Raw genomic sequence first — 17485 nt, forward strand, 5'->3', positions numbered from 1 at the left:
GAAGACAAAACAATTCATACTAGAAGCGGAAGATTCAAAAAAATGAATGAAACCAGTCGAGCACATCCGGAATACAACTACAAGGTAGTGCGGCAGTTTGCCGTCATGACGGTGATTTGGGGAATTGTCGGCATGACAGTTGGTGTTCTCCTAGCAGCGCAACTTATCTGGCCTGAGCTGAACTTTAATACGCCCTGGCTCACCTACTCAAGGCTCCGTCCACTGCATACCAATGCCGTTATTTTTGCCTTTGGGGGCTGCGCCCTGTTCGCCACCTCATACTATATCGTCCAGCGAACCTGCCAGACTAAAGTCTTTAGTGACAAATTAGCGTCATTTACCTTCTGGGGATGGCAGGCTGTGATTGTGCTTGCGGCCATTACCCTGCCACTGGGCCTGACTTCATCAAAAGAGTATGCCGAACTGGAATGGCCCATTGATATTCTGATTACTCTGGTATGGGTTGCCTATGCGATTAACTTTTTTGGCACCCTGGTGATCAGAAAAACATCTCATATCTATGTTGCCAACTGGTTTCTTGGCGCCTTTATTCTTACCGTGGCGGTCTTGCATATTGCAAACTCCATGGCGATACCGGTTTCCTTTACCAAGTCCTACTCCCTGTATGCCGGTGCAGTCGATGCGATGATGCAGTGGTGGTATGGACACAATGCGGTCGGCTTCTTCCTGACGGCCGGATTCCTGGGCATGATGTATTATTTTGTGCCCAAGCAGGCGGGACGTCCGGTATATTCCTACCGCTTGTCGGTGGTGCACTTCTGGGCGCTAATTTCCCTGTATATCTGGGCAGGTCCTCACCATCTTCACTATACCGCACTGCCTGACTGGACTCAGTCGCTGGGCATGGTGATGTCTGTAATCCTGTTTGTTCCCTCCTGGGGCGGTATGATCAACGGTATCATGACGCTCTCCGGTGCCTGGCATAAACTGCGTACAGACCCCGTTTTGCGTTTCCTTATCGTGTCCCTGTCTTTCTATGGCATGTCTACATTTGAAGGGCCAATGATGGCCATCAAAACCGTGAACGCCCTCTCCCATTACACGGACTGGACAGTGGGCCACGTGCACTCAGGTGCATTGGGTTGGGTTGCCATGATTTCTATTGGCTCCATCTATCATCTGATTCCGGTATTGTTCGCGCAGCCTCGCATGTACAGTACCAGGCTTATCAATATTCATTTCTGGTTGACGACGATTGGCGTGGTGCTCTACATCGTTGCCATGTGGATCTCCGGTGTGATGCAAGGTCTGATGTGGCGCGCGGTGAATACCGATGGCACGCTCACCTACAGCTTTATTGAAAGTATCGAAGCGTCAAAACCTTTCTACTTTGTTCGCTTCATAGGCGGCTGTTTTGTGGTGGCAGGCATGATCCTCATGGCCTACAACTGCTACCGCACCATTCGTGCACCCAAAGACAGCCTGCAAGCTGAACCGCAACCGGCATAAGGGAACAGGCAGAAATGAAAAACGTACATGAAATTGTAGAAAAAAACACCGGTCTGTTGGCCATTCTTATTCTGGTGGTCATCAGTTTTGGTGCGCTGGTTGAAATCGCGCCACTGATGTTTCAGAAGCAGGTAACTGAGCCGGTTAAAGGACTCAAACCCTACACTGCACTGGAATTAGAAGGTCGCGATATTTATATTCGTGAGGGCTGCGTGGGATGTCATAGTCAGATGATTCGTCCCTTCCGCTCAGAAACGGAACGTTACGGCCATTATTCTGTTGCGGGTGAGTCTGTGTGGGAACGTCCCTTCCTGTGGGGCTCTAAGCGCACCGGCCCTGATTTGGCTCGTGTTGGTGGGCGCTACAGTGATGAATGGCACCGTGTGCATCTGATAGATCCCAGAGCCGTGGTGCCTGAATCCAATATGCCGGGCTTCCCCTGGCTGGCTGAAAACACCCTCGACGGTGAGTTAACTGCCAAGAAAATGGAAGTGTTCAGAGATCTCGGCGTGCCCTATACCGATGAGGATATTGCCGGTGCCAAGGATGCGGTCAAAGGTAAAACGGAAATGCAGGCGCTGATTGCTTACCTGCAGTCACTTGGAAAGGCGTTGAACTAACATGGATGCGGTCACCATAAACGTCATCTGGACTGTAGCCATCTTTGTCATTTTTGTTGCCATTGTTATCTGGGCCTACAGCAAGCGTAACCGTAAAGGCTTCGAAGAAGCCGCTAATCTGGTGTTTGACGACGATAAGTCCGCCCAGGACAAGGTAAAACAAAATAAGCGGGAGTCATCTAGCAATGAGTAGCTTTTGGAGCATTTTCATTTCAGTCATTACCCTGGGGACCATCCTCGGCTGCTTTCTTTTATTACGCTGGTGTTTAAAAAACATGACCGGCGTCGAAGAAGGCGACGATATGCATCATGAATTTGATGGGATTGTTGAGATTAATAACCCTCTGCCCCGTTGGTGGACCATCATGTTTTATGTGACCATCGTCTGGGGTGTGATTTATCTGGCCCTTTACCCTGGTCTGGGCAATTTTGCCGGCTTGTTAGGTTGGAAAAGCTCCAATCAGGACGTTCGCAGTCTGGAAGAATCCCGCGCGGCTACGCAAAAAGCGTTGGAAAATGGCGAGTTGGTGGAGTATGACCGTCAGATGCAGCAGGCTGAAGAGCGGTTTGGCCCTATTTTTGAAGCCTATGCCAAACGTGATGTAAAAGATTTAGCCAATGATCCAGAGGCACTCAAAGTTGGTCAGCGTTTGTTTCTGCAAAACTGTGCTCAGTGCCATGGTTCCGATGCCCGTGGTATGCGTGGCTTTCCTAACCTGACCGATGACGACTGGTTATATGGTGGCAGCCCGGAACAGATCCGCACCTCCTTGTTGCAAGGCCGTCAGGGCGCGATGCCGGGATGGATTGACGCGTTTGGTGAAAAAGGCATTGAAGAGATAGTAGCTTACACACTGAGCCTCAGTGGTCGTAAGGTGGATCCAGATCTGGCGCAGGCCGGTGAAGCGAGATTTGCGGCCTGTGCCGCCTGTCATGGTCAGGATGGTAAAGGAAACTATGCCATGGGGGCACCTAACCTGACGGATAACACCTGGCTTTATGGCGGCAGTGAAAAGGCGGTGACGGAAACGCTCACCCATGGTCGAAATGGTGTGATGCCGGCCTGGAAGAAGATCTTGGGCGAAGATAAAATCCATTTGCTGACGGCATATGTATACAGTTTGTCTCAGGACGAATGAGATTAAGCTAATCCAAGAAAAAGCCTCGTTTTGACGGGGCTTTTTACCATTTACTGGAAGAAATATTGATATGAATCCAATGCCCCCGCCCTGGTATAAGCAGTTCTGGCCCTGGTTCCTGATTGCTATTCCGGTAGTATCCATAGCTTTGAGTATCAATTTGCTGAGACTGGCAACAACCGGTCAGGACAGCATGGTCATCGAGGATTATTACAAAGAAGGTAAAGCCATCAACATGCGCCTGGAAAAAATCACTGCGGCGCAAAACTTAGGAATAGAAACCTTACTCAGTGTTGACGATGACACGGTGGTATTGAATTTTACGCAAGGGGCACCGTCGGACGGCACCGCACTGAAACTGTTTTTTCAGCATCCGACCTTGCAGGACGAGGATTTTCAGCTGATGCTGACGCGCAATTCGCCGGGACGATACAGTGGCGAATTACCGCGGTCTATCTCTGGTAAATGGCATCTGACGCTGGAGCCTTTTGATCAGCAATGGCGTATCTATCAGGTTATTGGTCTGCCCAGGCAGGATCCGATCCGTTTCATTCCTTAACCACAGGCGTTTTACGTGCACTGTTACCATTGCCATCAGGAAGTTACTGAGCCTCAGCGCTATACCACAGAGGTGTTGGGTGAGATGCGTCAGATGTGTTGTCCGGGGTGCCAGGCGGTGGCCGAAGCGATCGTCGCAAATGGCCTGGAAGACTACTATAAATTCCGAACGGAACCGGCAAGTCGTGCCGATGAAAAAATGCTGCAAACGACGCTGGATAAACTGTCATTATATGATCAGCCAGAGCTTCAGGAAGAGTTTGTTACCAGTGACGCCGAGCACAACACCATTCAGCTGAGTGTGGAAGGCATCAGCTGTGCCGCGTGTGCCTGGTTAATAGAAAAGAAACTCAGCGTCATCCCGGGGATCGTTCAGGTCGGGGTGAATGTCAGTGCCCGGCGTGCATTAGTGCGCTGGCAGCAGAATCGCATTAACCTGAGCGATATTCTCGCGGCCATTGAGAAACTGGGCTATCACGCCCTGCCTTTTCAGCCACAGCAACATGAGGAGCAGTTCAAACAAACCAGTCAGTCTTTTCTTAAGCGGCTGGGACTTTCTGGCCTCATGACCATGCAGGTCATGATGATTGCTTTTGCCCTGTATTTTGGCCTGTTTGGTAATCTCGATGATGATATTCGTATTTTCCTTCACTGGGTGAGCCTGCTTCTGACCTTACCGGTGGTGCTTATTTCCGGTGCGGGCTTTTATCGTGGTGCTATAAGAGCCCTCAGAGCCGGTAGTGTGAATATGGATGTTCCCATCACCGTGGCCATTTGGGCCTTATTTATTGCCAGCGCCAAGGCGACGGTGCTGGAACAGGGCGAAGTCTTCTTTGAATCGGTGTGTATGTTCATCTTCTTACTGCTGATTAGCCGGTATCTGGAACATAAATCTCGTCACCAGGCAGCCCTCATTTCTGCCAATATGAGTCAGTATGTACCCGTCACTGCGCGGGTTATCCAGGATGGCAAAACAACCGATTGTCTGGCAAAAACGCTCAAACCCGGGCAAGTGGTACTAGTGCGAAGCGGTGAAACCATACCTGTAGACGCTATTGTCACTGAGGGTAAGAGTTACGTAGACGAGTCTATGCTAACCGGTGAGTTCTCGCCGGTGGTCAAGCAGTCGGGGGATCGGGTCTTCGGCGGCACAATTAATCAACATAGTGCGCTGACGCTGGAGGTGTCTCGACCGCTAAAAGAAGCGCTGGTCAATCAGATTATCCGCCTTCAGGATCAGGCGATGTTGAGTAAGCCCGCTATTTCACAGCTGGCTGACAAGGTAGCGCGCTACTTTGTCTTTGCAGTGCTGATCATTGCCGCACTGACCTATGGGTTCTGGTATTGGCAGGACAACCCGGATGCGTTTTGGATCATGGCAGCGGTATTGGTAGCCACCTGCCCTTGTGCGCTGGGATTGGCGACGCCCTCCGCGTTAACCTGTGCCATGGCCAGTCTCAATCATCGTGGTGTGTTGTTAAAACGCGCCGATCTGCTCGAGGTGATTACCCGTGTTGACCAGGTGGCTTTTGATAAAACCGGTACCCTGACACAAGGACGCTTCAGCCTCAACGGTATTCATAACCTGTCAGATGAACCTGATGCGCAATTATTGTCCCGTGCTGCATCGCTGGAACACTATTCAGAACACCCTATTGCACGAGCCTTCGATCCCTACCCTGGGGAATACAGTGTATCAGCCATAACAACACAGCCTGGCTATGGCCTCAGTGGAGAAATAGAGGGGTGTTGTTATCGCCTAGGCAGCGCCAGAATGATGCGTCATGCAGTGCCCGAATCGTTAGGCGAGTGTAATGTTTTTTTAGAGAATGACCTTCAGTTGCTCGGGGCATTTTCGATCACTGATAGCCTGCGTGAAGAGGCGCCAGCGAGCCTTGAACAGCTGAACTTCTGCGAAAAGCTGATTATTAGTGGCGATATACAACAAAATGTTGATGCGGTGGCCTCTCAACTGGGGATTGAGCATTGTTATGCGCAATGTACCCCTGAACAAAAACTCCAACATCTGACCACCTTGCAGCAACAGGGGCATGTTGTGATGATGGTAGGAGATGGTATTAATGATACACCGGTGATGGCTGCGGCAGATGTTTCGGTGGCGGTGGGCGGTGCCACCGATCTGGCAAAAAATGCGGCCGATATTATTCTTGTGACGCCGTCTTTGGCGCTGCTGCCCGAGCTTTTTAAAATGGCACGCAAAACCCGTCGTAAAATCATTCAGAATATGGCCTGGGCGCTGGGGTATAATTTGTCTGTCTTGCCTCTGGCTGTGGCCGGATTTCTCACCCCCTGGATGGGTGTTATTGGCATGTCTGTCAGTTCCATTCTGGTGGTCGGGAATTCGGTACGTTTATTAACAAAAAGGTCCTCTTCTTGAGCATATTGTACTTTCTGATTCCAATCGCCATTTTGTTGGTGACCGTTGCTGTGGTGGTATTCTTTTGGGCTGTAAAATCCGGGCAATTTGAAGATCTGGAGCGCCACGGCACCAGCATCCTGTTTGAAGAAGATGACGTGAAACAGGAAAAACAGCACAAGGAAAAAGATGAGCACTGAACCCTTGTGGCTGGGCGCGTTGCTGATTGGCCTTGCAGGGAGTGTTCATTGTGTGGCCATGTGCGGCGGTATCGTCGGTGCGTTGACCTTCTCTATTCCGCAGCATAAAGATGCCCTGCCCTTTATTCTTAGTTATCACTTCGGGCGCATTCTCAGCTACACAGCCGCAGGTGCCCTGACAGGAAGTCTCGGTGCGCTGTTTTCCCATCAGGTTACTCACGGCGTGATGATACTAAACCTGCTCAGTGGAGTGTTTTTGATAGCGCTGGGACTCTATATTGCTAACTGGTGGCGTGGATTGGCTGCATTGGAAGCATTGGGTGCCAGGCTCTGGAAACCGCTCGTCCCTTTTTCAAAGCGCTTTATTCCCTTTAAACACCCTATTTCTGCCTTACCCTATGGCATGATCTGGGGATGGCTGCCTTGTGGTCTGGTTTATTCTACCTTGTCCTGGAGCCTGGCCAGCGGCGGGGCCAAACAGGGTGCCATTGTCATGCTCATGTTTGGTCTGGGCACGCTGCCAGCACTAGTGACACTGGGTGTGTTTAGTCAGCAGTTAAAAGGGGTGCTGCGCCAGCCTATTACCAAGAACATCATCGCATTGTGCCTGCTCGTATTAGGCTCGTATATCATAGTAAACGCGTTGTAACGCTGATATTTCATGATGATTTCGACCATAGTCTGCTGGTGACAGTCAATCAAATAATGCTAAGCTCAAAAGCGAATGAAATTAAGAATAAGAGATTACTGGTAGCCTATGAATCAACATCGTGAATGTGCCATTAGTTGTCAGAACTGCAGTATCAGTCAGCTTTGCCTGCCTTTTACCCTAAACAGCAATGAACTGGACAAGCTGGACAACATTATCCAGCGTAAGCGGCCGTTCCAGAAAAACGATAAGTTATTTCAATCAGGTGATGGTCTCATCAGCCTGTTCGCTGTGCGTTCGGGATCGTTTAAGAGTTATGCGCTGGCCAGCGATGGTGAAGAGCAGATTACGGCATTTCATCTGCCCGGCGATATTATTGGGTTTGACTCTATTAACAACAAAGTGCACAAAACCTCTGCTCAGGCGCTGGAAACGTCGATGGTTTGCGAGATCCCCTTTCAGACGCTTGAACATCTGTCCGGTGACCTACCACGGCTCAGACAGCAGGTTATGCGTATGATGAGCAATGAGATTCAATCCGATCAAGAGATGTTACTACTACTCAACAAGAGAACCGCGCATCAACGACTGGCTCATTTCCTTACCCAACTGGCTAATCGCTATCATCAGCGTGGATTTTCAGCGACCCAGTTCAGGCTCAGTATGACCCGGGCTGAAATTGGGAACTATCTGGGCTTGACGGTGGAAACCATCAGCCGTTTACTGACCCGCTTTCAGAAGCTGGGTATGATTCAGGTCGACGGTAAATTTATTACCTTGCTGGAGCCTGAACTGCTCAAGGAAGCACTGGAAAACCCCGTGTTGGCAGGACTGGACAGCAAAGCCTGAGCGAGTGTGCGCTGAATCATTGATTTAAAACAACAAAGGCTGCATTTTTCTCATCCTGGGTTGGAAAAAAACGTCTGTTGTACATAGACTTATGGCATCTTTAAAGAAAGGGACAAAAGATGGTCAATTATCAGAAACTGCTCGTTGTTATCGATCCTACCAGTGAACAGCAAAAAGCGTTGAGTCGCGCTTTGCTGATTGCACAGAAAACCGGCGCCAGCATTACCGCCTTTTTATCTATTTATGATTTTTCCTACGAAATGACCACCATGCTGTCAGTAGATGAACGTGAAACCATGCGTCAGGCGGTGGTTGATGACAGGACCGAGTGGTTGACTGATCTGATTAATGAGCAAGTACAGGATAAGAATCTCGCTGTGGATGCCAAGGTTGTGTGGCACAACCGTCCCTATGAAAGCATTATTTATGAGGTGATTGATAACCACTACGATCTGATTGTCAAAGGAACCCATGAGCACAGTGGTCTTAAATCCGTCATCTTCACGCCTACTGACTGGCACCTGATGCGCAAGGCGCCGGTACCGGTATTACTGGTCAAGGAGCATGAATGGCCGGAACACGGCAATATTCTCGCTGCAGTGAATGTCGGTACGGAGGATAAGGATCATCAATCATTGAATCAGCAAGTTACACATACGGCACTGGCTTTCGCCCGCACCCTCCATGGGAAGCTGAATCTGGTGAACTCCTATCCGGGGACGCCGGTTAATATTGCCGTGGAAATTCCTGAATTCGACCCATCGGATTTCAATGAGTCAGTTAAAAACTATCACACTGAGTCGATGAAAACCTTCGCTAGTGCCCATGGCGTGGCCGATGAGCACTGCTTTGTAAAAGAGGGACTGCCAGAAGATGTGATCCCCTCCATCGCTAAAAAAATCGATGCGGAGCTGGTTGTCTTAGGAACAGTGGGACGGCATGGCATTTCCGCTGCTCTGATTGGTAATACGGCGGAACATGTCATTGATGCGTTGGACTGTGATGTCCTGACCCTCAAACCCGAGGGCTTTGTCAGCCCGCTACAAAAGTAACCTTAGCCGCCAGACCGGGAATACACCGGTCTGGCGTTCATGACCTTCTCACCCGCCCTTACCCGCTTTCCCTTGTCTATTTATTTGCGCGCCAAGGTGTGTTGCCAGGGTCCGTTTATCGCCCGGTGGGTCCGGACTTCCGGATTAACGCGCTTTGTTTTCATCTTGAACTCGGAGACAACTTGAGTAACTGTATAGGCATCATGAACAATGCCTGCAAGCTGATAAGGATGAGAAGTTGGTAATACGCAACAAACTCAGGGTAGCGATACTGTTTATGGCGTTGTCCTGTCATGCCGGCGCACAGGATGTCGATGTGGCAGTGGCGAGTAATTTTGCCGCGATTATGCAGGATATTAAGGGGAGATTCGAAAAAAACAGCCCCTATCAGGTGCGGTTATCCTTTGGCTCTTCAGGAAAGATATTTGCGCAGATACAACATGGCGCGCCTTTTGATATGTTTTTATCCGCAGATCAGGCCAAGCCTGAGGCATTGGAAGAACTCGGCCTCGGTGTGAAGGGCAGTCGTTTTACTTATGCCGTGGGTGGCCTCGCGTTGTGGTCATCTGAGACTGGAATAACCCCGACAGATCTGGAAGCGATGTTAAAGGGCGCGAAAATGAATAAACTCGCGTTGGCTAACCCTAAACTGGCCCCATATGGGGTCGCTGCGGCACAGGTGTTAGAGCAGCTTGATATCAAAGCGCTCACAGAGCCTAATTGGGTAATGGGTGAGAATATTGCGCAGACGTATCAGTTTGTGGCTACCGGTAATGCAAAACTGGGGTTTGTGGCACTATCGCAAGTGTTACAGGACAATAAGGTGAAAACAGGAAGTGCCTGGATCATCCCACAAACACTGTATTATCCCATACGACAACAAGCCGTTTTACTGCAACGCGGGCGTGAAAATATGGCGGCCAATGCGCTGCTTAACTATCTCAAAAGTGCAGAAGCCCGCGAGATAATTACATCATATGGCTATACAACGGAATAATCCCCCTTATGTTATCTGAAACCGATCTGGGCGCGATTTGGCTAACACTGAGACTAGCTACCACAGTGACGTTGCTGTTGCTGCTAATCGGCACGCCGATTGCCTGGTGGCTGGCCCGCACCCACTCCTGGCTCAAAGGTCCTGTGAGCGCCATTGTTGCCCTGCCTCTGGTACTGCCGCCTACCGTCTTAGGCTTCTATTTACTCATTGCGATGGGCCCTCAGGGAATGATAGGTCAGTTGACTCAGGAACTGGGACTTGGACTGCTGCCCTTCACTTTCTGGGGATTGGTGGTGGCATCGGTTTTTTATTCCATGCCCTTTGTCGTGCAACCCATACAAAATGCCATGGAAAACCTTGGTAACCGTCCTCTTGAGGTGGCAGCCACCCTCAGAGCCGGACCATGGGATCGCTTTTTCACCGTGGTGATCCCCATCACCAAGCCCGGTTTTGTTACCGCATCAATTTTGGGTTTTGCTCATACTGTGGGGGAATTTGGCGTGGTATTGATGATCGGGGGAAATATCCCAGGTCAGACGCGAGTGGTGTCAGTACAGATCTATGATCATGTGGAAGCACTGGAGTACACACAGGCCCATACACTGGCAGCCACCATGGTAATTTTCTCTTTTGCAGTGTTACTGGCCATGTATGTGTTTCAGCGTAATAAGCCTGTATGGGGCATAAAGTAGGACGACATCAGTGACTTCCATTGGCACACGGGATGGGCTGATTGTTCAGCTCGATATGCAGTATAAAAAACAACACCACGAGAACTTTTCCCTGAGGGTGGCGTTGACGCTCCCGGGCTCGGGTATTACCGGCATTCTGGGCCCTTCAGGCTCGGGGAAAACCACGTTATTGCGCTGTATTGCGGGCCTGGAGCAGCCCCATGATGGGTTGGTGATGGTCAATGGACAGCGATGGCAAGATAAAGATAATGTGGTTCCCACTCATGACCGTCCACTGGGGTATGTGTTTCAGGAGGCCAGCCTGTTCCCCCACCTTAGTGCCAAAGGTAACCTGGAGTTTGCGCTTAAACGGGCGACATCCAGCGCTGCGTCAATTGCCTATGACAAGGTTCTCGAGGTGATGGGAATCGAGAGGTTACTGGGCCGTTACCCGACGGAATTATCTGGAGGCGAACGACAGCGTGTGGCCATCGCCAGAGCGCTGCTTATTCAACCCCAACTGCTGTTAATGGATGAACCGCTGTCGTCTTTGGATGATGCAAGAAAACATGAAATTCTGCCTTATCTGGAAGACATTCGACAGAGTTTTGATATTCCAATCCTGTATGTCAGTCATTCGATGGAGGAGATCGCCAGACTGGCTGACTACGTTGTCGTGATGGAAAACGGACAGGCTATTGCGCAAGGGCCGTTAAACGAGGTCTTTACCCGTATGGATTTGCCGCTGGCAATGGATGATCAGACAGGCGTGGTGTGGCAGGGTGAGATCATTGAGCATGACTCAACCTGGCAGTTAGCCAGAATCCGATGCGCCGGAGGGGAATTATGGATTCGTGACGGTGGAGATCGCATTGGGGATAGGGTAAGAGTCAGAGTGCTGGCCAAAGATGTTAGCTTATCTTTAGGATGTCATACGGATTCCAGTATCCTGAACCGTGTGGCAGTGACGGTATCACAACTGGGACCGGATCAGGACAGCGCGATGCAATTGGTGAAACTCAAAGCCGCTGAGGATTACATCATAGCCCGCCTGACGCGCCGCTCAGTGGCGCACCTCAAACTCGAACCCGGCCTGAATCTTTGGGCACAGATTAAATCGGTAGCAATAGTGCAATAGTGACACATAGCTGTGCTGTGCTTATTTCGCTATAATCGCCCCCCTCAGTGATACAGGGCAGAGAGTCGATGCATTTTTCCGAGCTAAGCAGCAAACAGAAATACAGCTTTAATAAATTACAAAAACGCCTGCGTCGTGGCGTAGGTAAAGCCATTGAAGACTTCAACATGGTTGAAGAAGGCGATCGGATAATGGTATGCCTTTCCGGCGGCAAAGACAGCTATACCCTGCTTGATATTTTGCTCTATTTGCAGCGCATTGCCCCAATTCGTTTTGATTTGGTGGCTGTTAATCTGGATCAGAAACAGCCAGGCTTTCCGGCACATGTGCTTCCTGAATACCTCAGTCAGCTTGGTGTTGAATATAAAATCGTTACCGAAGACACCTACTCTATCGTTAAAGACAAGATTCCCGAAGGTAAAACCACCTGCTCATTGTGTTCACGGCTCAGACGCGGCATTTTATATCGCACCGCAACGGAGCTCGGCGCCACCAAAATAGCCCTCGGGCATCATCGTGATGATATGCTCGAAACCCTTTTCCTTAATATGTTTTATGGTGGCAAGTTAAAGTCCATGCCCCCTAAACTGGTTAGTGACGACGGTAAGCAAATGGTCATTCGTCCGCTGGCTTACTGCGCCGAAAAAGACATTGACCGTTATGCGCAACACCTCAACTTCCCTATTATTCCCTGCAATCTTTGCGGCTCTCAGGAAAACCTGCAACGTAAAGTTATCAAGCAGATGTTGCAGCAGTGGGATAAGCAATACCCCGGGCGTATCGAAAATATGGCGCGCGCATTACAAAACATTGCCCCTTCACACCTTGCCGATACCAATTTGTTTGACTTTGTTGGTCTGAAAACGCAGGACAAGCCCTTTACCGACGGAGATATCGCTTTTGATGAGCCGCTTTCCAGCAGCGAAGAGCCGGTCAGAGCCTCGGCAGAGGTACAGGTAATTAGTCTGGGCTAATGCGGGGCCTGGCAGGGTTATTCCAGCCAGGCAAGAATACGCAGCGGTTTCTCAGGTAAAGTCAGAGTAGCCCTGCCCTGTTGTTGCAGCCAGTCATTACTCAGACGTAATTGCTCGTCGTGCAAAGCAGGTAATGCATTGTCACCGTCATAGGCAATCTGTGACGTGGGCGAGTTACCAAATTGCAGAATCAGCCCTTTCACCTCTGGCATCATAAATGACATGAAACCACCCATCTGCTCGAAAAATGCAACATACTGGCGTTGTAATAATTGCAGAGTATTAACGGAATATTCGGTGGCAAGCTGAGAGTCAGTGGTTTCCAGTTGCACCGACATATCACAATACTTTGCACTATCATCGAATTCGATATGCACGGCGGCCTGAGCCAGCTTTAATGCGCGCTCTGACGGTAACCGAAAGCGCTGTTCCGCAGAGACCTGCAACTCAATATCCTGCTTTGGCGTGCGAATAAAGGCGCGGTTTATCCGGCACAGTCTGCTTTCTTGCTGGTGCGCAAAACCAAAAGCGAATTGCAGGTCAGGCATGCTCTCGCTATCGAGCTTGCGCGTATGACTGTACAGGCTGGCATAATCAAGCTCCAGCGTATCGGCGTGAGTCAGACCGGCAAAACCACTCAGCAGGGCTGCAACCCCATAACACCATTTCATCATGCGTCAATGTACTTTCTGTTAAACCGGATCATCTCCAGCAGTTCATCAATATAATCCTGCCCGCGCTCTGAGTAGCTCATCAAACCTTGCGCTAGTGGTTCTGCGGCAATCTGCTGTTGGTTATTACGCAACTTAGCGCGAATGGTACGCAGATCACTATAGGCATAGTGGGTATTGATATTGCGCAAATAGGCACTGACAGCATGGGACAGGTCCCGGAATTTGGCCACTTCATGGGCGGCATCGTCATCCCGCGATTTTGGCACAAAACCACAACCGCGGCGGAAACACCACATGCCGAAAAAGTTATAGCCTTTGCGCGCGAATCGTGAGGTACCCCAGGCGGATTCGTTAGCGGCCTGCGCCAGTACCAATTCGAGCGGAACAATATCGACCCGTCGCAGCAACTTGCTTATGTCCTGTGCCGTGGTCGGAGTTGCCTCCAAATCATACTTTTTGGCAATTTTTTCCAGCTTGCTTTTTTGCACTTGTGTGAGCTTTTCTGAACTGGCCATTTTTTGTTGCAAGGCGTGCAATAAGGCCCGTTCTTTGAGAATGATCTGATTATGATATCTGACAGCTGGCCTCAGGTAGTCAAAAAAGGCTTCTTTCTTGGCTGGAATACTGTCCATTTTAGAAAACTCAGGGATCGGTTGTGACATCACCTCAGGGACAGGAATGCCATATTCCGGCTCACGTTGTGTAAAGGGATAGATAAGCGCACCGGTCACAAGCACGGCAAACAGCCCCCGCAGTGCAAGATGAGCAGGATGTTTACGCATAAAATATCGATTCCGCATTGTCTTCTCCATCGGGTGACGTGACCTGCACAGCAATACCAAAGATATCGCGATACAGTACTCCTTTCACATTATAATACAGTGGTCCGACCCAGATAAGCGCAATACCCAAAGTCGCAATCACCAGTAAGAGCAGGATAGCAAACAACAGATACAGTAAAACGAACTGCGGCCAGCTGTGGCTGACGACCCTCACCGACGTATAGATAGCACGCCATGGCGTCATGCCTTTTTCAACAATCAGTGGCAGGGTAAAACTGCAGGCAATCATCAGATACAGGCCTGGCACTATCAACAACATCAATCCAATATTAACCAGCAGGCCCACCATCAGTGATGCCAGCCCCAGGACCAATGTTTTTGGCACGAAGTGAAACAGGTGTGTGGGTCTTGAAATACCACCGACACTGTGGTTTACCCCCATCATGATAAGTCCGGTAATAAGCGGTGCACTAATCAGCGTGATGATTAACTCGATATAAAACTGAACACTGGGATTTAGTATGTCTCCGCCTTGGTTTTGGATCAGGCTGAAACTGACCATAACCACCAAAAACACCAGTGAAAAGAGCATTAAAAGGGCTTGTAACAATGTCCACTTAGTTAACTGCGTAATTTTCCAGGCTTCTTTGAGCACGGCTTCAAGATTGACGTTAAAATCGCCGGACAGGGCTTTATGCATGGAACCGCCCAACTCCAGTCTTTTCTTTTCCTGCACGGGATAGTATGCCTGTTGCTGTCTTTCAGTGACCCTATTTTATCAGCTATCTGTCGGGAACACTAAGCGTAGCGCAAGAGCAATAAGCACCAGCCCCATTAGTCGGTCAAACCAATAGCCCTGTTGGATTAGAAAAGAACGAACCCTGGTAGCGCTTAACAGGCAAGATAACCCGATAAACCAGAGTGCCGTTGCCAAAGCAAGGTATGCACCATACACGAGTTTGATACTGGTGGGGGTGTGTGCAGAAATGGCCACGGCAAACAGCGACAAAAAGAATAACGTGGCTTTAGGATTCAGGCCATTGGTGACAAATCCAACGACAAAAGCCCGTTTGTCGGACAAATCACCCTGATGCTGTTGTTTATCCTTCACTAAAGAAGTGTCAGCGGCAGGACGGCTTTTCAGGGCCATCAGTCCGATGTAGCCCAGATAGAGAGCAGCAACATAGCTGAGTAAATTAAACAGCCAGGGGGTGGTCTGAATCACCAGACCTATACCCAACATGGAATACGCCACATGTAATAAAATGGCAATACCAATCCCCAAACTGGTAAAAATGGCGGCTCTGCGACCAAAACGCACACTGTGGCGAACCACAACAGCAAAGTCTGGTCCGGGACTCGCCACGGCCAGTAAATGTACACTGGCGATAGTTAAAAACTCGACCCAGCATGACGACAAATCAGACACGGTATCCGTCTCCAATCAGACTGCGAATATACTCTGGGACTACGTTTGAGGCAGGGCCATAGTGACCAGCATCGAATGCCAGGCCGCTTTTTTCCATATTCAGTTCCACCGTTTTCGCTCCACTGTGTGCTGCCAATTGCGCAAAGCCTGCAGCCGGGTAAACCTGCCCAGAGGTACCAATGGCAATAAACAGGTCCGCCCGACGTAATGCCGACTCAATTTTGTTCATTTGCTTTGGTATTTCGCCAAACCAGACAATATCCGGGCGCATGGCAGAGGGAGGCTGGCAACACTGACATAAGGTTGTGCTGTCCAGATCACCACTGATGACTACTGTTTTGTGGCTTTTCAGGCAACGGGCCTGATTGAGCTGACCGTGCATAGCAATCAGTTGTTCACTTCCCGCCCGCTGATGAAGGTTATCGACATTTTGAGTGACCAGCAAAAAGTCTCCCAGGCATGCCTTTTCCAGTGCCGCCAGAGCCAGATGAGCGGCATTAGGTTTGATATCATCCTGTTTAAGTTGCGCGCGCCTGGCATTGTAAAAACGGTACACCAGCGCGGGGTTGGCGGCAAAGGCCTCTGGTGTCGCCACCTCTTCCACCCGGTGCTGCTCCCATAACCCATTATTATCACGAAAGGTTTTAAGGCCTGATTCAGCAGATATTCCGGCACCGGTGAGCACCACAATATTGGCTTTAAGTGACATCACTGCTGTACTCTCTGCGTAGACTCCCGTACCACCAAATCCGGTTCAAAGTGCTGATGTTGAACCGTTTTACCTTTACCGGTGCGCTGTGCGACCACTTGTGAGATCAGTAATTCGGCGGCTTTTCTGGCAATAATATTGGTTGGCTGCGCCGCAGTGGTCAGTTTGGGCCAGGTCTGCCTTGAAAACGGGCTGTCCTCAAAGCCGGCTATCGACAATTGTTCGGGAACCTCAACATTCATCAGGCGTGATGCGAACAGCGCACCGGCAGCGATTTCATCGTTACAGGCAAAAATCGCCGTAGGTGGCTTGGGGAGGCTAAGCAAATGTTTGGCTCCCTTAACCCCGGTTTCAAAGGAGTATTGGCCTTCAAAAAGGTAGTCGGAATCAACCTTAATCCCCGCCGTTTCCAGTGCTTCACGATAGCCATTGTAGCGCTCGTCGGTAGAGCGGTGGCCCTTATCCCCACTGATAAAAGCAATATCCTGATGCCCAAGCTGAATAAGGTGTTCGGTAATATGTAATGCCGCCTCATGGTCATGTACAAATATGCAGGGTGTCGCTTCAGGTTGCTTGCCAGACCCGGAGATAATCCGCACAAATTGAAGGTCCATTTCAGCCAGGGCTTGCAGGACTTCGGGCATCTCAGATAAAGGTGGTGAAATCACCAGACCCGCCAGTTGTGATTTTGTCACCATGTTTTTCAGTTCATCACAGATATTTGGTGAACTCGATTTGCATGGGTGTATGACCAGCTCGTAGCCTCGGTCTTTGCACTCTGCCAGAATGCCGTTTTGCATATCGATAACATAGTATGCATTGGGGTTGTCATAGACATAGCCGATGGTATAAGAACGGGTGCCAGCAAGGTTTCTCGCAGCAAGATTTGGTTCGTAGCTCAGTTGGCGAATTGCTTCGTTGACTTTATCGATGGTGTCGGCCCGAACCGATGCTTCTTTATTAATGACCCTGGATACGGTCTTAATGGACACGCCTGCCAGTTGTGCAACGTCCTTAATAGTTGATTTCATTTAATTTCCCGGCAAATGTTTATGGTGATTAGTAAACATGATGAACCCCTGAAATGCCAGCCCTTTATAGCTCATTCGGCGTCGCGATGGCCATACAAGTGTGAATGTAAGTTTTTTGTAACATACAGGTTGCCACCTTGAAAATTATGTTGTAAGTTAAGCCTTA

General features: G+C 49.7%; 20 protein-coding genes. 14 read left to right on the plus strand and 6 right to left on the minus strand.

All coding sequences use genetic code 11. From position 1 onward, the window contains the following. Window positions 1-42: 42 nt before the first annotated feature. The 14 genes from ccoN to ttcA all read left to right on the plus strand — a co-directional run bounded on the left by ccoN (window position 43) and on the right by ttcA (window position 12694). Window positions 43-1470, plus strand: a complete 1428-nt coding sequence (ccoN, locus tag CCY32_RS01220) for a cytochrome-c oxidase, cbb3-type subunit I (RefSeq protein ID WP_088328558.1) — start codon at window positions 43-45, stop codon at window positions 1468-1470. 14 nt (window positions 1471-1484) lie between these two features. Then, window positions 1485-2090, plus strand: coding sequence for a cytochrome-c oxidase, cbb3-type subunit II (gene ccoO / locus CCY32_RS01225; protein ID WP_088328560.1), 606 nt, complete (start codon window positions 1485-1487; stop codon window positions 2088-2090). Between the two features lies 1 nt (window position 2091). Beyond that, the gene (locus CCY32_RS01230) at window positions 2092-2283 is read left to right on the plus strand and encodes a cbb3-type cytochrome c oxidase subunit 3 (RefSeq protein ID WP_088328562.1); all 192 of its coding nucleotides are present in this window, start codon (window positions 2092-2094) and stop codon (window positions 2281-2283) included. Then, the gene (gene ccoP, locus CCY32_RS01235) at window positions 2276-3229 is read left to right on the plus strand and encodes a cytochrome-c oxidase, cbb3-type subunit III (protein ID WP_088328563.1); all 954 of its coding nucleotides are present in this window, start codon (window positions 2276-2278) and stop codon (window positions 3227-3229) included. Before CCY32_RS01230 ends, ccoP begins: the two co-directional genes overlap by 8 nt. Before the next feature lie 70 nt (window positions 3230-3299). Next, entirely contained in the window at window positions 3300-3788 is a 489-nt protein-coding gene (locus CCY32_RS01240) for a FixH family protein (protein WP_088328565.1), read from the plus strand. Between the two features lie 15 nt (window positions 3789-3803). Continuing rightward, window positions 3804-6185: a heavy metal translocating P-type ATPase gene (locus CCY32_RS01245; RefSeq protein WP_246840489.1), complete on the plus strand. Its 2382-nt coding sequence runs from the start codon at window positions 3804-3806 to the stop codon at window positions 6183-6185. Further along, entirely contained in the window at window positions 6182-6364 is a 183-nt protein-coding gene (gene ccoS, locus CCY32_RS01250) for a cbb3-type cytochrome oxidase assembly protein CcoS (protein WP_088328567.1), read from the plus strand. Before CCY32_RS01245 ends, ccoS begins: the two co-directional genes overlap by 4 nt. Further along, window positions 6354-7013, plus strand: a complete 660-nt coding sequence (locus tag CCY32_RS01255; RefSeq protein ID WP_088328568.1) for a sulfite exporter TauE/SafE family protein — start codon at window positions 6354-6356, stop codon at window positions 7011-7013. The genes ccoS and CCY32_RS01255 overlap by 11 nt, the downstream gene beginning before the upstream one ends. A 108-nt stretch (window positions 7014-7121) precedes the next feature. Further along, window positions 7122-7862 (plus strand): fumarate/nitrate reduction transcriptional regulator Fnr, encoded by a 741-nt coding sequence (gene fnr, locus CCY32_RS01260; RefSeq protein ID WP_088328570.1) that lies wholly within the window; start codon window positions 7122-7124, stop codon window positions 7860-7862. Between the two features lie 119 nt (window positions 7863-7981). Further along, window positions 7982-8914: a universal stress protein UspE gene (uspE, locus tag CCY32_RS01265; protein ID WP_088328572.1), complete on the plus strand. Its 933-nt coding sequence runs from the start codon at window positions 7982-7984 to the stop codon at window positions 8912-8914. 238 nt (window positions 8915-9152) lie between these two features. Further along, the gene (gene modA, locus CCY32_RS01270; RefSeq protein ID WP_246840490.1) at window positions 9153-9911 is read left to right on the plus strand and encodes a molybdate ABC transporter substrate-binding protein; all 759 of its coding nucleotides are present in this window, start codon (window positions 9153-9155) and stop codon (window positions 9909-9911) included. 8 nt (window positions 9912-9919) lie between these two features. Then, window positions 9920-10603: a molybdate ABC transporter permease subunit gene (gene modB, locus CCY32_RS01275; RefSeq protein ID WP_088328573.1), complete on the plus strand. Its 684-nt coding sequence runs from the start codon at window positions 9920-9922 to the stop codon at window positions 10601-10603. Between the two features lie 10 nt (window positions 10604-10613). Next, window positions 10614-11720 carry a molybdenum ABC transporter ATP-binding protein gene (gene modC / locus CCY32_RS01280; protein ID WP_246840491.1) on the plus strand — a complete coding sequence of 369 codons (1107 nt, stop codon included), beginning with the start codon at window positions 10614-10616 and terminating at the stop codon, window positions 11718-11720. 68 nt (window positions 11721-11788) lie between these two features. Then, window positions 11789-12694 carry a tRNA 2-thiocytidine(32) synthetase TtcA gene (ttcA, locus tag CCY32_RS01285; RefSeq protein WP_088328575.1) on the plus strand — a complete coding sequence of 302 codons (906 nt, stop codon included), beginning with the start codon at window positions 11789-11791 and terminating at the stop codon, window positions 12692-12694. Between the two features lie 17 nt (window positions 12695-12711). Here the strand turns inward: ttcA and CCY32_RS01290 are convergent, their stop codons facing one another. From CCY32_RS01290 to CCY32_RS01315, 6 genes are read right to left on the minus strand one after another with little or no spacing between them, the layout of a single operon-like run. Beyond that, on the minus strand, window positions 12712-13368 hold the full coding sequence (locus CCY32_RS01290) for a DUF2987 domain-containing protein (RefSeq protein ID WP_246840492.1): 657 nt from the start codon (window positions 13366-13368) through the stop codon (window positions 12712-12714). Beyond that, entirely contained in the window at window positions 13365-14168 is an 804-nt protein-coding gene (locus CCY32_RS01295; protein ID WP_246840493.1) for a glucosaminidase domain-containing protein, read from the minus strand. The genes CCY32_RS01290 and CCY32_RS01295 overlap by 4 nt, the downstream gene beginning before the upstream one ends. Then, entirely contained in the window at window positions 14143-14886 is a 744-nt protein-coding gene (locus CCY32_RS01300) for a hypothetical protein (RefSeq protein WP_088328578.1), read from the minus strand. The genes CCY32_RS01295 and CCY32_RS01300 overlap by 26 nt, the downstream gene beginning before the upstream one ends. A 42-nt stretch (window positions 14887-14928) precedes the next feature. Next, window positions 14929-15570, minus strand: a complete 642-nt coding sequence (locus CCY32_RS01305; RefSeq protein ID WP_088329217.1) for a LysE family translocator — start codon at window positions 15568-15570, stop codon at window positions 14929-14931. A gap of 1 nt (window position 15571) precedes the next feature. Continuing rightward, entirely contained in the window at window positions 15572-16288 is a 717-nt protein-coding gene (cobB, locus tag CCY32_RS01310; RefSeq protein WP_088328580.1) for a Sir2 family NAD+-dependent deacetylase, read from the minus strand. Continuing rightward, complete coding sequence (locus tag CCY32_RS01315; protein ID WP_088328582.1) at window positions 16288-17319, minus strand: LacI family DNA-binding transcriptional regulator; 1032 nt, start codon at window positions 17317-17319, stop codon at window positions 16288-16290. The genes cobB and CCY32_RS01315 overlap by 1 nt, the downstream gene beginning before the upstream one ends. Window positions 17320-17485: the final 166 nt, after the last annotated feature.

Source organism: Lacimicrobium sp. SS2-24 (assembly GCF_002201535.1).
Taxonomy (GTDB): domain Bacteria; phylum Pseudomonadota; class Gammaproteobacteria; order Enterobacterales; family Alteromonadaceae; genus Lacimicrobium.

Excerpts from the sequence above, each read along its gene's own strand:
- ccoN (WP_088328558.1), top strand. The coding sequence starts at position 43 with ATGAATGAAACCAGTCGAGCACATCCGGAATACAACTACAAGGTAGTG.
- ccoO (WP_088328560.1), top strand. The coding sequence starts at position 1,485 with ATGAAAAACGTACATGAAATTGTAGAAAAAAACACCGGTCTGTTGGCC.
- CCY32_RS01230 (WP_088328562.1), top strand. The coding sequence starts at position 2,092 with ATGGATGCGGTCACCATAAACGTCATCTGGACTGTAGCCATCTTTGTC.
- ccoP (WP_088328563.1), top strand. The coding sequence starts at position 2,276 with ATGAGTAGCTTTTGGAGCATTTTCATTTCAGTCATTACCCTGGGGACC.
- CCY32_RS01240 (WP_088328565.1), top strand. The coding sequence starts at position 3,300 with ATGAATCCAATGCCCCCGCCCTGGTATAAGCAGTTCTGGCCCTGGTTC.
- CCY32_RS01255 (WP_088328568.1), top strand. The coding sequence starts at position 6,354 with ATGAGCACTGAACCCTTGTGGCTGGGCGCGTTGCTGATTGGCCTTGCA.
- fnr (WP_088328570.1), top strand. The coding sequence starts at position 7,122 with ATGAATCAACATCGTGAATGTGCCATTAGTTGTCAGAACTGCAGTATC.
- uspE (WP_088328572.1), top strand. The coding sequence starts at position 7,982 with ATGGTCAATTATCAGAAACTGCTCGTTGTTATCGATCCTACCAGTGAA.
- modB (WP_088328573.1), top strand. The coding sequence starts at position 9,920 with ATGTTATCTGAAACCGATCTGGGCGCGATTTGGCTAACACTGAGACTA.
- ttcA (WP_088328575.1), top strand. The coding sequence starts at position 11,789 with ATGCATTTTTCCGAGCTAAGCAGCAAACAGAAATACAGCTTTAATAAA.
- CCY32_RS01290 (WP_246840492.1), bottom strand. The coding sequence starts at position 13,368 with ATGATGAAATGGTGTTATGGGGTTGCAGCCCTGCTGAGTGGTTTTGCC.
- CCY32_RS01295 (WP_246840493.1), bottom strand. The coding sequence starts at position 14,168 with ATGCGGAATCGATATTTTATGCGTAAACATCCTGCTCATCTTGCACTG.
- cobB (WP_088328580.1), bottom strand. The coding sequence starts at position 16,288 with ATGTCACTTAAAGCCAATATTGTGGTGCTCACCGGTGCCGGAATATCT.
- CCY32_RS01315 (WP_088328582.1), bottom strand. The coding sequence starts at position 17,319 with ATGAAATCAACTATTAAGGACGTTGCACAACTGGCAGGCGTGTCCATT.